Here is a 15,222-nt window from a genome sequence, read left to right on the forward strand (position 1 = left end):
TAACTTTTTTCTTAGCTACCAAAGCGCTGTTGCAACATGGTGTATGCAGCACGAATACCAAAAGCCTCACCACCAACCGGGCGACCTGGTAGTGCGCGCACATTCCAGGCCATAACATCAAAGTGCACCCACGGTGTTTCTTTGGCAACAAACTCTTGCAGGTAAAGCGCTGCGGTAATGGCGCCGCCAAATGGCCCTTGTGAGCAGTTGCTCATATCCGCCACGTCGCTTTTCAACAAGTTTTTATACTGAGCAAACAGTGGCATACGCCATACTGGGTCTTGGCTTTGATAGCCAGCCTCTGTCAACGCCTGAGCGATGCCATCATCGCTACTGAAAAAACCGGGTAACTCGGTGCCAAGAGCAATTCGCATAGCGCCGGTGAGGGTGGCGAAATCCATAATAAGATCGGGGTTATCTTGCTGCGCTTCATCAAGCGCATCGCACAATACTAAGCGACCCTCGGCATCGGTATTGTCAATTTCAACGGTAATGCCTTTACGGGTTTTAACCACATCACCTGGGCGAAACGCATTACGTGACACCGCATTTTCGACTGCAGGAATTAACACCCGTAGCTGCACGTTTAATCCAGCTGCCATAATCATATTAGCAAGGCCCAATACATGCGCTGCACCGCCCATGTCTTTTTTCATTAAACGCATGCCCGCCGCAGGCTTTAAATCTAAACCGCCGGAGTCAAAGCATACGCCCTTGCCTACTAAAGTGATTTTAGGCGCCTTTTTATCGCCCCAACGCAAATCAAGTAATCGCGGCTTGTTTTCACTGGCACGACCGACCAAATGAATGGTCGGATAGTTTTGCTCTAATAGCTCATCACCGATCCACTGTGAGAATTGGCCATTGTAGCGCTCAGCTAAGTCGCTCATGACTTCACTTAAGTGTTGAGGCATCATATCCGCCGCAGGCGTATTAACAAGGTCGCGCACTAAGTTTGTCGACTCAACACTGGCTATCAGCTCATCGAACAACGCCTTATCGGTTATGAGTAAACGCGCTTTCGGTGCATTCGTTTGTTTATAGCCAGTGAATTGATAGCCACCGAGCGCAAAACCCAGGGCAATATCACGTTCGTTGGCGCAGTCAGTCAGTTGATAATCGCCCTCTGGCAACTTGTTCACACTGTCTCCAGCGGCCCACACACTTTGCTCATTATCGCTGACTAAGACTGCCAGTTTAGGTTCGCCATTGTCGGTATTTGGCACAACACATAGGCCTTGACCTCCATCGAGTGAACGCAATACCCAAGTTCGGGTAAAGTCGTCCTGTTGCTCAGACCATGTCTCTAAGTTGTTTTGATTGATAACATAAAAAGGGATTGGCGCGTTATCCTTATGCGGCGTATTTACCAAAAGATTCATTGCAGACTCATCGTTGGTTGCTGATAATATTCAGCATATCAAGTTCGCCTTATAATTGGTATAGGATGAGTAATGGCGTCTTCACTTTCCAGCCGACGGTTGTTTTTTGCCCTGGGCTTAAGCAACGAGGCAAAGTCTTCACTCGCGCACTGGCTACAACACCATGTCATCGCCGATAAAGCCTTTACGCAACCACGAAACTGGCACTTAACCCTATTATTTCTTGGCAATACCCCTTTGAATACGGAGGCTGCGCTGATTAAAGAAGTGAGAACTCTGCGGCTTAGGAAGTTTAACTTAAAGGTGGCAGACATCGATTGGTGGCCCAGTAATGGCATTTTTCACCTTCGCCCCAGCTCACCACCTAACGCGTTATTAACACTGCACTATGGCCTCAAAGAGATAGCACAGAAACATGATATTGAAGATCCGCATCGACGCTATCGCCCCCACATCACCCTAGCAAGAAAATGCAAAGCGATGCCCACAGTTGCTCAACCGATGCCAGCTTTTGACATGCAAGTGCATAGGTTTACATTGTTTGAGTCGACCCGTGATGAGCAAGGCTTGGTCTATCGCCCGATTGAACATTTTACGCTGTATTAGCGTGCTTTTAAGCAAATACATTGAGACTCTGAGGATGGCACACTATGCTAAAGGTAACCGGTTCCCTACATCGCATTACCAGTCAGAACCACGACTTTGAATTATCTATTTTCAAGGATCCATCATGACGCGATTTATTTACTTTCTTTTACTTTTTTCTTTCGTTGCCCACGCAGAAAATGTGCATGTCGGCGATTTTGGCGCCACAGCCAATGATCAACAAGATGACAGCGTAGCGATACAAAGCGCCCTCGACTCACTGGCCAAAGGTGACACGCTTATCTTTGCTGAGGGCACGTACGATGTGTGCGCCACCTTAGTGTTGCAACACAGTGAGCAAATCACCTTGCGCTCTTTTACACAGAGTAAATTAAAAAAATGTGCAAACTTTTCTGGAGAATACTTGCTTTACGTTAAGCCAGCGCAAGACTTCACCTTGAGCTCGTTACATTTTCAAGGACTCCATAACGGTCACCAAGTTAGCACCTGGGGCAAACAAGGCGTGTATATCGCCTCAGCTACAAACGTAAAAATTATCGGCAATGAGTTTAGCAACTTTGGTGATGCCGCTTTGCGAGTGACCTCCGGGCCTGAAGCCGATTATTTCACCACCAATACCCGTGAAGTCATGATCGCCAGCAACCGCTTTAGTCAGTGTCGGCAAGTGACAACAACACAAGCACAGACAAACTCTTACGTGGGAGGGGTGAATGATATTGTGGTGTTGGACAATGAATTTGAGAGTTGTACCCTTAAGCTTTCAACTCGTGCGCCAGCACAAACTGCGAATGTGTTGTTCAATACCTTTAAGGATATTAACAAGACCGCATTTGAGGTGAGCTACTACTCAGATCTGTGGGTCGCTCATAATCGCTTTATGAACATCGATGGGTTTGTAATGAACTTATACCCGAATTCTCAAGCTCCCCGACAAATTCCATGGGATAACATTATGTTTGAGAAAAACTTTATTCATAACACTCGATTTGGTCTGCGTCTAAATAGTCTTGGCAGAGAGCAACTGCGCCCTGTGTACGCGTTGACCGTGCGCGATAACCGTTTTGAGCAAGTCCACTTCGCCGAGGAAACCAACTGGCGTGATATTGTGCGAACCTACAGCTACTCTGATCACGCTTCTTTCGATGGAGTACATATTTCTGGAAACGAATATGAACTCGCACCAGACAGCGATTTTCTTTACATTGATCCCCTTAGTCGCAATGTGTATATCGACAACAACACAGCCCTGCCCACCCAACCGGGCAGTTAGCTGAGCGCCGCCTAGTTGGGCACGCCAGTGGCTAAACTAGTCCTTAGGAGGGGGACTGTCGTCGCAGCGGGATGAATTCTTAGCAGGTGGTTTAGGGTGACTGAACGAGCTAGGTAACACCTCAACCCCTACCAGCTTGGCAATTTTAACAACAAGGGGGATGGTAATAGGAGCAAATGGCAGTATTGCAAACACGCCTAAACCCAGCCCCTTTAAAATATCTACAAACTGTTCATTTGCCACTTTGAGTTCATGCTTAGTGGCGTTACCACGCGTGTAGCGTCGGTAAATATCCAGCATCTCTTTTGTTTCTTGGCGTTCTTGCGCCAAGGCCCACTTCACCGTCACCATCGCGCGACGTAATTTCAATTTTTGTCGCCGCCGAGAAATAAGCAGCACGCGGATTGGAGCGCGATGGAATAAACGATAGATGCGCATAAGGTCTTCACTAAGTAGTTACTAAATGATTGTCACACAGATAACCCCTAGACGCTAGCACCATGCAATTTATCCCACTTAGGTCTAATATTTTGTAACAAAAGTTATTGTTGTGTTGAATCTATTGTAAACAACATGTATAGATACCTTATACACAATGACAACAAAGAATCATAAATCTGTATACTAACTGGGGGATACAATATGAAGTTGAAATACAGAACTCTGCAAGCAGCCGTTCGCTGCGCACTTCTTTCCACATCAACGGTAGCGCTGCTACACACCGGTAATGCACTTGCTGAAGACGATAGCAATGCTGAAAAAACGAAAAATATTGAAAAAATCGCCGTCGTAGGGTCACGTGCTGCACCACGCTCTATCGGTAGTTCTCCTGTTCCGGTTGACATTATCGGCGGTGAAGAGCTCAGTAAGGTGGGTAATTCCGATATGTTAGAAGTGCTTAAAGGCACTGTTCCATCATTTAATGTACATAGTAATCCTATCAGTGACGCAGCAACGCTTGTGCGCCCTGCCAACTTGCGAGGTCTCCCCTCTGATAGCACACTAGTCTTACTCAATGGCAAACGCCGCCATCGCGCCTCGGTCATCGCATTTTTAGGCGGTGGTATTAACGATGGTGCACAAGGCCCTGATATTTCAGTGATCCCAAGCATCGCGCTGAAACAAGTAGAAGTATTGCGCGACGGTGCTGCGGCGCAGTACGGGTCGGATGCAATTGCTGGGGTAATGAACTTCGTGCTTAAAGATGCCAGCGAAGGGGGTACGTTTGAAGTACGTCATGGGCAATACTACGAAGGCGACGGTGATAGCACTCAAATTGCCGGTAACATTGGTTTACCGTTCACTGATAACGGCTTCGCTAACTTAAGCTTCCAATATAAAAATGCTGACGCGACAAGTCGCAGTACTCAGCGCGCTGACGCGATTGCGTTAACAGCGGCGGGCGTGCCGGATATTGACGACCCAGCACAAATTTGGGGTACCCCAGAGATTGAAGACGACATTTCCATTTTTGGTAATGTTGGCTTAGAGCTAACCAATGATGATGAGTTCTACATGTTCGGTAACTATTCTGAGCGTGATGTTCGTGGTGGCTTCTATTATCGTAACCCGCATACACGCCCAGGTGTGTACTCCAACGATGGCGGTGAAACGCTGCTGGTGGGTGATTTAACTGGCGATATGAGCGGCAACTGCCCAACCAATATCCAAATCGACGATAACGTACTGGACAACCCAGAGTACATTAATGGCGTTGCTAATAACCCTGATTGCTTTGCCTTTAATGAAATTCTGCCTGGTGGCTTTACGCCAAACTTCGGCGGTAATATCGTTGACACCTCATTCACGGCAGGTGTGAAAGGTGAGTTTACCGATGGCTGGCTCAAAGGTTGGCTCTATGATGCCAGTGGCTCAGTGGGCTATAACGCCTCACGCTACTTCCTCTATGACACCGTAAATGCCTCTTTAGGTCCGCAAACACCGCGCGATTTCTCACCAGGTAAATACGAGCAGCTAGAGAAAACATTTAACTTCGATATCACCCGAACCTTTGATTGGGGCTTGTATTACGATGCCAACGTTGCCGGTGGTATTGAGTGGCGTGAAGAAACCTTCACCGTGATCGCTGGCGATGAAGATTCTTTTGAAATCGGCCCGCTGACAGAGCAAGGCTTCAGTATTGGTTCTAACGGCTTCCCTGGCTTTAAGCCTTCACAAGCCGGTGAATTCACACGCCGCAACTATGCAGCCTATATTGATATCGAAACACCATTCACTGAGAACTTTTTAATGGGCTGGGCGCTGCGCTATGAAGATTACGACAGCTTTGGTTCAACAACTAATTACAAAGTAACGGGTCATTACACTATTAACGACATGTTCTCATTGCGTGGTTCATTAAGCACTGGTTTCCGTGCGCCTACTGTTGGGCAAGCGAACGTTAGTAACGTGCAAACGAACCTAAGCAGTGGCGTGTTGGTTGATTCGGCGCTGTTACCACCAACTAACCCGATTGCGGTTCAGCTCGGTGGTGAAGAACTACAGCCGGAAGAGTCTGATAGCTATACCTTCGGTGCGGTTTACCAAAACGGTGATTTCTACCTAACCATGGATTACTACAACATCGATGTAGAAGACCGTATCAGTCAATCAGAAAAAATCGTGCTTAGCGATGAAGATAAAGACATCTTAAAACAAGCAGGTGTGCCGAATGTCGACCAACTTGCACAGGTCAGTTTCTTCACCAATGACTTCGACACCACCACTGAGGGTGTTGATATCGTAGCCAACTACAGCACTGATTTACTCGATGGTTTCTCAACCTTTAGCTTGGCGTACAACTGGAATGAAACTGAAGTGACCAGCTTCAGTGATATTACCGGCGACTTTAAAGTACAACGCCTAGAAGAAGACCTACCTAATCATCGTGGTACAGCAACTTGGTCACAACAATGGGATTCATTCTCTGGCTTTGTGCGCGTGAATTACTTCGGTGAGTACCAAGGTGTTCATGTTGACTTCGACCAAACAGCAAAAATGGCCGATGCCGCAGTAACGGTGGATGCAGAGGTGACTTACTACCCCACCGAAGCCATCGGTCTATCTGTGGGTGCACAAAACATCTTCGACCAAGAGGCAGAGCCTTTAGATTTCGAGGACCGTACAGGTATTCCTAATAACAATTGGGGTGGCTTGTACTATGAAACCTCGCCGTTTGGTTTCAATGGTGGCTATTACTACGTAAAAGCGACTTATAGCTTCTAATAGAAGCGCATTAACCACATCACAGGCGGGCGTAAAGCCCGCCTTTTTTATGCTTGCGTCGACACAGGCCGCACGGTATGTTGAATTAAAAAGCTTTACCGAATCACTATGACTATTTTAGAGCGCGCTAATCAGCTGCTAAGTGAAAATAAACTGAAGGAAGCCGAGTTTCATTTTAAATCGGCGCTTGAAGCCGACCCGAATCAAGGCGAGGCACTGTTTGGTTTGGGTCGCATTGCCATCCGCTTAGAAAAGTACCCCCAGGCAGTCTATTTGCTACAAAAAGCCTGCCAAAGGCTTCCTAAAGTACTCGACCCCTTATTTGCGCTTGCCGATGCATTTGACGGCCTAGAGAAACGTAGTGATGCTTATGAAGTACTGCACTACTGCACCAAAATTGCTCCTCATAACGGCGAGTCCTTTTATCGCTTAGCCCTGCACCATCTTACCTATGGCTATATCAAAAAAGCTAAGCAGGCTCTGCTCAATGGCTTGGGCTGCCCCGATCACCCGGTCACCCCATACATATACTATGAGTTAAGCCAACTGAAAGGTAATAATGTTACTTCTAAACAGATTGCTCATATGCACACTCTGCTTAGCGCAAGCCGTAGCACGCAAGCCAAAGTGGTGCTGCATTACAGCTTGGCAAAAAGCTATCATAACAGTGGTGACAAAACTCAGGCCTTTGCTCACTATCGTTTAGCCAATGAAATGCAATATACCTTGTGTACGCCTTTAGGCGAGGGCTTCGAGCAGTACATCAACACGCTCATAGCGCAGTTTTCAACAACCTTTATTGCTGAGCAACAAGACACCTTAAAGGCCAGCTTTATTCCGGTGTTTATTGTTGGCATGCCACGGACAGGTTCCACCCTGTTAGAGCAAATGTTGTGTCAGCACCCAAGCATAGCAAGCCTAGGTGAAAACGACGTTATTAGTGCCAAACTGATGGCTTATTTGAGCGCGGTCAATGAAGCTCCTTTCCCACAATGCATGGCCAATACAAACACCGATATTCGTAACCGACTGCGACAGATGTACGTTGATGAACTCACCAAGCATCAACTCGCTCACCGTGTCGTGATCAATAAACTCCCCGCTAACTTTCAGGCTCTCGGAGCTATTCAAGCACTGATGCCGAATGCCGTGTTTATCGATTTGAGACGTAATTTCCAGCCCATGGCTTGGTCGGTATTTTGTCATTACTTTGGCGCCAATGAGCCCTTCTTCTGCCATATGGACACCTTAGCTCGCTACTACGAAGGCTATGATAACTTGATGCAACACTGGCGAGACACGTTGGGTGAGAACCTGATCACGATACATTACGAACAATTAGTGCAAGAACCTGAACAGTCACTACGTAAAATATTCAGTAAACTGGAGTTAAGTTACACACAACAATGCTTGCGCTATTTTGAATCACATCACGCGGTGACGACCTTGAGTCGCCATCAAGTGCGTGAACCCGTCTATAAAGATGCGAACAAAGCTTACAAAGACTATGAGCAAGCCTTTAGCGAATGCTTTAGCCGTAGCGTGAAAACCAGGCCAGTACATCCTGAAACTGATCCCGCTGCGCTTGGGGATGAGTAAGCATGTCAATATGGCCATAGTCATGGTGATGGCCATGACTGCGCCCGTACAACTTAAATTCTTGGATGCCACAACCTGACTCTTGCATAAACTTCTTTATATCTATGGGTTGTGCCAGCGCTTTATCCTTAACCCCTGCGATGTGCAACGTTGGCGGTAACGCTAAGCGTTTGATAGCATGGCCATAATCAAAACCATCGTCGGTATCAATCCAAGGCCTGACCTTTGCCCACTGCATACTTTGATAGTGTGATTTAACGGTTTCATCATCACTGCCCCACTTCAGTTTACGCGCAGGCAAATAGCCATGTTTTTTCGCTTTTTTTGGTGCCAACCAATACCACACCAAATTACCTTTAAGAAATTTACTAGGGTGACGGTTATACAATGAGCGCTTGGATCCAAAGTACGCACAGGCGCTGACTTTCTTTATATATTCAGGAAAGCGAGCAAAGACACTGTTGAATAACACTCCGCCCCAAGAGTGAGCGACCCAAAAACGAGGGAATTCACCGGCATGCTCCGTTATTTTGCTCAAAAACGCTGGGATTTCATGACATATGGCCTCGGTTTGCCCATAACTGGCCCCAGGGCCTATTGATGGCTTGCTTTCGCCACGACCACATAAGTCGGCGACATAACATCGATATCCATGTTTAGCTAAAAAAGGCGCTAATCCTTTATTCGAATGCGTATAAAAAATCTTGCCATTTTCAACAGCACCATGCATAAAAAAGATGGCTGGACCTGTGGCGTTATCTTGCGCAATATAACGCAAATGCAGGGTTTGCTGCTCACTGTAATCAATATATACCGACTGTTGAATAATATCGCTCATACTTGATATTGCTTATTCTTTTTCACTCATCGTACCAGCATCAAATGTTATCAACAAGTAACATAATTCAGTCACTATTTAGCCACAACAGCTATGCTCGCATGATGAATAGGCCAGAGGTGTAAAGAAAAGTCATGAAACTAAAAATGAGCAATATGAGCGTATGTAACGCTCTTAGTCCATCACAAAGCACTACAGCAACAAGGTGATTTTCTCTATAATGGGGCTTTTAGCCGAATAGAGTTTGCCCTTGCATCCGAAGAACCGTCACGCCAACGGCTATGATTTCGACGCCTTGTGTCGAAGCTTACCTTGCTTAGAGAACCACATTATTACTCGGCGCGATGGCCAGCCAAGTATCGATTTCAGCGATCCGAACGCGTTAAAAACACTCAACCAAGCACTGCTTAGGCACCATTATCACATTGATATATGGGATTTACCCAGCGGCTTTTTATGCCCCCCGGTTCCCGGGCGAGCCGATTATGTGCACCACTTACACGACCTACTTGCCAACGACAGCGGCTTAGATGTCGCGCATCATAAAGTAAGGGTATTGGATGTGGGGACCGGCGCATCGCTCATTTACCCTATCTTAGGTCATAAACTATTTAACTGGCAGTTTGTTGCCAGTGATATCGACCCCCAGTCTGTCAAGCTCGCTAAGCAGTTAGCACAACTCAATCAATTACCTATCAAGGTACAACAACAAAAACGTCCAAGTAGTTATTTTAACGGCATAGTTAAAGCCCAAGATACCTTAGTCGCCACCCTGTGCAACCCGCCTTTTCACGACAGCGAACAAAGCGCACAGGCCGGAAGCGAGCGCAAATGGCGTAATCTGAAAGGCCAAGCAAAAGGGGCGCACCTCAACTTTGGCGGTCGTGCCAATGAGCTATGGTGCCAAGGTGGCGAACTTGGCTTTGTGCGCGATATGATTTTAGAAAGCAGCCATTATGCCGAGCAGGTACTGTGGTTTAGCTCATTGATTTCAAAAAAAGACAACCTCAGGGCCCTCAAAAACACTTTGCGTAAGGCTGGGGCCATCAATATTGAGGTGGTGAATATGGCCCAAGGGCAAAAAGTCAGCCGCTTTCTTGCTTGGAGCTTTATGCCACAGAGTGAACGTCAAGCACGCTTAGAACAATTGCTTTGCTAAGTGGTACTCGGGTCATTGAGCGCTTGCTTATAATGTTTACGACACACGGAAACATAGCGCTCGTTACCACCAATTTGCACTTGGTCGCCACTGGCAACCACCGCTCCTTCGCTGTCATAGCGCAATACGTGGTTGGCTTTGCGGCCGCAGTGGCATACGGTTTTTAGCTCCACCAGCTTATCGGCCCAGGCTAATAAATATTGTGAACCGACAAAAAGTTCGCCAAGGAAGTCACTGCGTAGGCCATAGCATAAAACGGGTATGCGTAACTGATCGACAACCTCGGTCAGCTGCCACACTTGTTGCTTCGACAAAAACTGGCTTTCATCCACCAACACACAATTTACCGGCTGGATTTGGTGCTGCTGTTGGATAAGTGCAAACACATCAGACTCACCGTCAAAGACATAGGCATCGGCCTGCAAGCCAATTCGCGATGCAACCTTACCAACACCTGAACGGTCGTCTATCGCGGCAGTCATAATCATAGGGCGCATACCGCGCTCACGATAGTTAAAAGCCGATTGCAATAAGGTTGTGGACTTTCCAGCATTCATCGCCGAGTAGTAGAAATAGAGTTGAGCCATAGTGATTGTTATCCATTTTTTTCGCGCGCCAAGCTTACACTAAGGCTTTAGTAAAGTCATATCTCCTCTTAGAGAGCTTTAAACAACAAACACTAATCGCGAATTTGTAGATAGCGTCGGTAAATAGCCGTGGTATCCAAGCCTTTTAGCGCATCCCATATACGTTCCACTCTGTGAGGGTGTGCCTGGTAAAATTTTGGTGCGAAGATAAGATAGCCATAGTGCACATCGAAAGGCGGATAAAGTGGGCTCACCCCTTGGATATCGGCGGGCTCAACGTATAGGTTCTGATTACCGACTTGGCAAAAATCCATCACTGCGTGTACACGCCTGTTTGCCAGTAGCCGATAAGCGTCTTGCTGCGAAAAAACAAAATGCACAAAAACTGGCTGATCGTTTAAGCGCTGGGCAATAGCGTAACCATGCGGCAAGGCAATCGCCACGCCTTGCTGTTGCAAATAGTGCCTTCTTGGCCAGAACTCATGAAATTCACGATTGCCAATAAAGCAACTACCCACTTTACTCAGTGCACGACCTGTATCAACGTCATTGTTAATCATAGGATAACGCAGCCGAGAGAGTCGTTGCTTTCGATAGCTGCCTATTAATGCTTGCGCTTCGCCCTTTTCGACCATATCTAAACAGCGCTTCCAAGGTCTGCGAATAAATGCAAAACGCACGTTCTCTAGGCGTGACTGTAATTGTTGGATCACTTCAATATTAGCACCAGGGTTGTGGGTAGGCACCTCTCGGGTTTGTCCCATGTAAAACGGCACCACCTCTTTGTCCTCATAACAGAGGGTTATTCGCAGATTGCTGTTAGCTGCCAATGCGACGCGGCAACAAACAACTGTTATAACCACCATAAAAAGGAGGAACCGGACCATTTAAGACCACTTAGCTGGATTAATTGTATTTTAGTTTAGCCGTCGCAGTGGGCCTGTTCAAACGCTAGCAACCATTGTTTCTTGTCCACCCCACCGGCATAGCCAGTCAACGTACCGTTACTGCCGATAACGCGATGGCAAGGCACGATAATACTGATAGGGTTTTTGCCATTCGCCGCGCCGACGGCACGCACTGCGTTTGGGTTATCTAATAACTTGGCAATATCACCATAGCTGCACGTAGTCGCATAACTTATCGTCATCAATGCATTCCACACTTGATTTTGAAAATCAGTGCCGGCGACATCAATAGCCACATCAAATGTTTGCCGAGCACCATCAAAGTACTGCTGTAGCTGATAGAGTGCTTGATTTAGCAAGTCGTTGTTGCAACTAAGGCCATTTTGGGCACGGCCCATATCAAAACCGACATAGCACAGGCCATGATCGGTCGCTTGGATTAACAAGGCGCCTATCGGCGTCCCTAGCGTTGTTTGGTACATAGTCATAATTGTTGCCATAGCTGAAAGGTTAAATAAGAACGAAACGGTGCACAGGCCTCGGGATTTATGTTCGGCAGGTGTTGCAGCGCTTTTTTGACCCCCAAGTCCCCCCCTAAATAGATATCAGGGTCGCTCAGACCACGCATCTTCGCATAGTTTACAGTCCAAGGGCCGATACCTTTTATGGTTAACCAGGCGTCTATATCGTCAATACCATGGCTGCTCACATGCCGGGCTAAATCAATAAGCGCCTGTTTACGCCTTGCGGGCATTTTAAAAAAGCTAAGCTCACTTTGCGCCACTTGGTGAGCCCTTGGAAAATAGCGCCCTTCATCACCGAGCGATGCCACCAAGGTTTTGCTTAACTGTCTTGCAGCACTCACGCTGACTTGTTGACCTAACACCGCCCTGATGCCCGCTTCGAACGGCTCCCAAATCCCTGGCAGCCTGAGTCCTTGTTTAAGCGGCAGACACTCCCCGAAAGCACGATGCAGTTGCTGATTGATCACCTCGGTATCGGCATCCAAATCTAAAACACGGCGAATGTTCGCTACTACAGCCTGTAAATGAGACCAATCAGTGAGAGTAATATCAACCCAAAAGCCTTGTTTCGCCCGGTCAAAAACAGCATTAAACTGGCCTTTACAGGATGCATACTCAAAGGTGCGACCATAGCTGTTAGAATCAACCCACTCTACAGGGTCGACCGCCCGCTTTGCTAAAAACTGTTGCATGGCAGGCCAGTCATAAGGCGGGCGAAAACTTAAAAACAAATTAATATGCTGCTGCGCAGGCGACGTTCGACTACGAATATCACTCGGAGTGAGCTTTAGAAGCTGTTTAAATGCATCATTGAAGCGCCGAACACTGTTGAAGCCTGAAGCGAATGCAATGTCAGTAATTTTTAGCTGTGTTTGCTGCAATAGCTGTTTGGCAAACTGGCACTGAACAAACTGTGCGTATTGGCCAGGTGCGATACCATAATGTCGTTTGAATAATTGACTTATATAACTTTGCGACACCCCTAGGCGCGCCGCCAGCGCGGGTAACCCGCCCTCACGCCATTGCCCTTGATCAATTAACTTTTTGCCACGCAGTGCGGTTGTTTGCGCGCCCAGCCAAGGGTAACTGCCTGGGCTGGCGTCGGGGCGACAGCGCAAACAGGGTCGAAAGCCGGCTAAGGCTGCCTGATGTGCATGCTGATAATACTGCACGTTATGCTCTTTTGCCGCAGGGGCTGGGCAAATAGGCCGACAATAAATGCCGGTACTACGCACTGCAACGTAAAAGAGCCCATCAAAGCGCTTGTCACGGCTCATCCGGGCTGTTTGGCAGATATCTGGGGGATACATGCTCTACACTCACTTTACTTTAAGTCTTGTGATCAGCTTATCGTAAAATGCGTGAATACCTAGCCAGATTTTACACTCAATATAAAATTAACTTAGCGCCCTGTCGCTTGATGAAAAAGCGCCTCCACCGCTGGCCAATCTATGACCTCATAAAAGGCTTCAATATATTCTGGTCGGCGATTTTGGTACTGTAAGTAGTATGCATGCTCCCATACATCCAAACCTAGAATAGGCGTTAATCCATCCATTAGTGGGCTATCTTGATTGGCACTGTTGACCACTTGAAGTCGATGGCTACTATCAACCACCAGCCATGCCCAACCACTTCCAAACTGCGTTAATGCCGCCTGTGTAAACTGCTTCTTAAATGCCTCCCAGCTCCCTAAGTCACCTTTGATACCCTGAGCTAACGCCCCTTGTGGCTGCGTGCCACCTGAGGGGCTCATCACTTGCCAAAACAAACTGTGATTGGCATGCCCACCCACCTGATCACGGACCGCAGGTCTCAGTGCCTCGTCTATCGTAGCGATGTTACGCAACAACCAATGTGCCCCTTTGCCCTCATATTCGCTGTCTTTCAAGGCGTCATTGGCCTTATTGATGTAGGTTTGGTGATGCAAAGTATGATGAATTTTCATGGTGCGGCCATCAATATGAGGCTCCAGGTCATCATAGCCGTAAGCTAATTCTGGAAGTTGAAATGCCATCGTCACTCCTTATTTAGTGAAAAGTGGGGTGTGTAACACTGTGCTGATTAAGCGCGTGTTGTAGTTGCTTATGAGTTTCAGGGTTGGGGCCATAGAGCTTGGCGAAGTGCATCAGTTGCGCATACGTTTTATCACTATGGATAGCGCCGATGTGCATGACACTTGGGTCAGAGTGCTGACGCAACGCCAGCATATTGGCATGCACTTGAGTAAGCGTGTGTGCAGCGCCACTTAGGTTACCAAGGCGAATGTAAGTATCTGCAAGGTTGTGGGCAGCCACGACCATAGCAGGGCTACATTGCGCCAATGCTTGGCAACGCACGCCCTCATCTTTTAACATTAAAAATTGCGCCATCAAGCGATAGCTAAGTTGGTAAGCAACTGTGTATTTATCTCTGGCGAGGTGCCACTGCTTAGCGTTGAATGCGTGATTACCGGCTTGAATATCGACTTGCCAAGGGGTGAGTGCGGATTGCACCCAAGGCAAGTCAGTTAATGAAGATTGGCTCATACTGATTTACATTCACGTCACTGTGGGTCATATCACTACCTTAAACACAGACAAACGTTAATGCAAATCATTTTTATTTATAAATTTAATTTACTAACCTCATTGCGCAAACTGGTGCAGCTGCTCACCATCTAAGCGATAGATAATCCACTCACCTTGTGCTTGCGCGCCGATACTCTCATAGAAGTCAATCGCTGGCTTGTTCCAATCGAGCACCACCCACTCAAAACGGCCACAGTCTTTTTCAATCGCGCGACGGGCAAGAAATTGCATCAATGCCTTGCCTGCACCTCGACCTCGCTTATCTTCGCTAACATATAAGTCTTCAAGGTACAGGCCATTGCGGCCCAACCAAGTGGAATAATTGAAAAAGTACACTGCAAAGCCGATTGGCTCAGCATCAGGCGCCTCACTATCAAAGCAAATCACACTATGGGCGGTCGCTCCTTCACCGAACAATGTGCGCTCAATGTCCTGCTCAGTGGCAGTGACCGCGTCCGGCTCTTTCTCATAAATAGCGAGTTGATTGATAAAATGATAGATAAGCGGCACATCATTGATCACCGCATCGCGGATAAACACTTGACTCATAAAGG

General features: G+C 47.3%; 15 protein-coding genes. 5 read left to right on the forward strand and 10 right to left on the reverse strand.

Features of this window, described 5'->3' with window-relative positions; all coding sequences use genetic code 11:
• Positions 1 to 11 precede the first annotated feature (11 nt).
• Entirely contained in the window at positions 12 to 1,382 is a 1,371-nt protein-coding gene (locus EXT46_RS04985) for a leucyl aminopeptidase family protein (protein WP_130145598.1), read from the reverse strand.
• Positions 1,383 to 1,454: 72 nt separating this feature from the next.
• Between EXT46_RS04985 and thpR the strand changes: the two genes are divergently transcribed.
• On the forward strand, positions 1,455 to 1,988 hold the full coding sequence (thpR, locus tag EXT46_RS04990) for an RNA 2',3'-cyclic phosphodiesterase (protein ID WP_130145600.1): 534 nt from the start codon (positions 1,455 to 1,457) through the stop codon (positions 1,986 to 1,988).
• A 124-nt stretch (positions 1,989 to 2,112) separates the two neighbouring features.
• Positions 2,113 to 3,258: a glycosyl hydrolase family 28-related protein gene (locus EXT46_RS04995; protein ID WP_130145602.1), complete on the forward strand. Its 1,146-nt coding sequence runs from the start codon at positions 2,113 to 2,115 to the stop codon at positions 3,256 to 3,258.
• A 36-nt stretch (positions 3,259 to 3,294) separates the two neighbouring features.
• Here the strand turns inward: EXT46_RS04995 and EXT46_RS05000 are convergent, their stop codons facing one another.
• Positions 3,295 to 3,696 (reverse strand): hypothetical protein, encoded by a 402-nt coding sequence (locus EXT46_RS05000; RefSeq protein ID WP_235418752.1) that lies wholly within the window; start codon positions 3,694 to 3,696, stop codon positions 3,295 to 3,297.
• A gap of 204 nt (positions 3,697 to 3,900) precedes the next feature.
• Here EXT46_RS05000 and EXT46_RS05005 point away from each other — a divergent pair, with 204 nt between their 5' ends.
• Both EXT46_RS05005 and EXT46_RS05010 read left to right on the forward strand, forming a co-directional pair.
• The gene (locus EXT46_RS05005; protein WP_130145604.1) at positions 3,901 to 6,483 is read left to right on the forward strand and encodes a TonB-dependent receptor; all 2,583 of its coding nucleotides are present in this window, start codon (positions 3,901 to 3,903) and stop codon (positions 6,481 to 6,483) included.
• A gap of 108 nt (positions 6,484 to 6,591) precedes the next feature.
• The gene (locus tag EXT46_RS05010; protein WP_130145606.1) at positions 6,592 to 8,082 is read left to right on the forward strand and encodes a sulfotransferase; all 1,491 of its coding nucleotides are present in this window, start codon (positions 6,592 to 6,594) and stop codon (positions 8,080 to 8,082) included.
• On the opposite strand, the gene EXT46_RS05015 is transcribed toward EXT46_RS05010, so the two are convergent.
• On the reverse strand, positions 8,015 to 8,920 hold the full coding sequence (locus EXT46_RS05015) for an alpha/beta fold hydrolase (RefSeq protein WP_130145608.1): 906 nt from the start codon (positions 8,918 to 8,920) through the stop codon (positions 8,015 to 8,017). The two genes, EXT46_RS05010 and EXT46_RS05015, sit on opposite strands and share 68 nt — an antisense overlap.
• 250 nt (positions 8,921 to 9,170) lie before the next feature.
• Between EXT46_RS05015 and rlmF the strand changes: the two genes are divergently transcribed.
• Complete coding sequence (gene rlmF / locus EXT46_RS05020) at positions 9,171 to 10,079, forward strand: 23S rRNA (adenine(1618)-N(6))-methyltransferase RlmF (protein ID WP_130145610.1); 909 nt, start codon at positions 9,171 to 9,173, stop codon at positions 10,077 to 10,079.
• On the opposite strand, the gene EXT46_RS05025 is transcribed toward rlmF, so the two are convergent.
• From EXT46_RS05025 to EXT46_RS05055, 7 genes are all read right to left on the reverse strand, one after another.
• Entirely contained in the window at positions 10,076 to 10,666 is a 591-nt protein-coding gene (locus EXT46_RS05025; protein WP_130145612.1) for a thymidine kinase, read from the reverse strand. The two genes, rlmF and EXT46_RS05025, sit on opposite strands and share 4 nt — an antisense overlap.
• A 92-nt stretch (positions 10,667 to 10,758) precedes the next feature.
• Positions 10,759 to 11,445 (reverse strand): hypothetical protein, encoded by a 687-nt coding sequence (locus tag EXT46_RS05030; RefSeq protein ID WP_130145614.1) that lies wholly within the window; start codon positions 11,443 to 11,445, stop codon positions 10,759 to 10,761.
• 143 nt (positions 11,446 to 11,588) lie between these two features.
• On the reverse strand, positions 11,589 to 12,056 hold the full coding sequence (locus tag EXT46_RS05035) for a methylated-DNA--[protein]-cysteine S-methyltransferase (protein ID WP_130145756.1): 468 nt from the start codon (positions 12,054 to 12,056) through the stop codon (positions 11,589 to 11,591).
• 2 nt (positions 12,057 to 12,058) lie between these two features.
• Positions 12,059 to 13,408: an AlkA N-terminal domain-containing protein gene (locus EXT46_RS05040; RefSeq protein ID WP_130145616.1), complete on the reverse strand. Its 1,350-nt coding sequence runs from the start codon at positions 13,406 to 13,408 to the stop codon at positions 12,059 to 12,061.
• A 92-nt stretch (positions 13,409 to 13,500) separates the two neighbouring features.
• Positions 13,501 to 14,115, reverse strand: coding sequence for a superoxide dismutase (locus EXT46_RS05045; RefSeq protein WP_130145618.1), 615 nt, complete (start codon positions 14,113 to 14,115; stop codon positions 13,501 to 13,503).
• Between the two features lie 13 nt (positions 14,116 to 14,128).
• Positions 14,129 to 14,626, reverse strand: coding sequence for a hypothetical protein (locus tag EXT46_RS05050; protein ID WP_130145620.1), 498 nt, complete (start codon positions 14,624 to 14,626; stop codon positions 14,129 to 14,131).
• 99 nt (positions 14,627 to 14,725) lie between these two features.
• Positions 14,726 to 15,217: a GNAT family N-acetyltransferase gene (locus tag EXT46_RS05055; protein WP_022944477.1), complete on the reverse strand. Its 492-nt coding sequence runs from the start codon at positions 15,215 to 15,217 to the stop codon at positions 14,726 to 14,728.
• Positions 15,218 to 15,222: the final 5 nt, after the last annotated feature.

The sequence above is a fragment of the Pseudoalteromonas sp. CO325X genome (genome assembly GCF_004208955.1).
Classification (GTDB): Bacteria; Pseudomonadota; Gammaproteobacteria; order Enterobacterales; family Alteromonadaceae; genus Pseudoalteromonas; species Pseudoalteromonas ruthenica.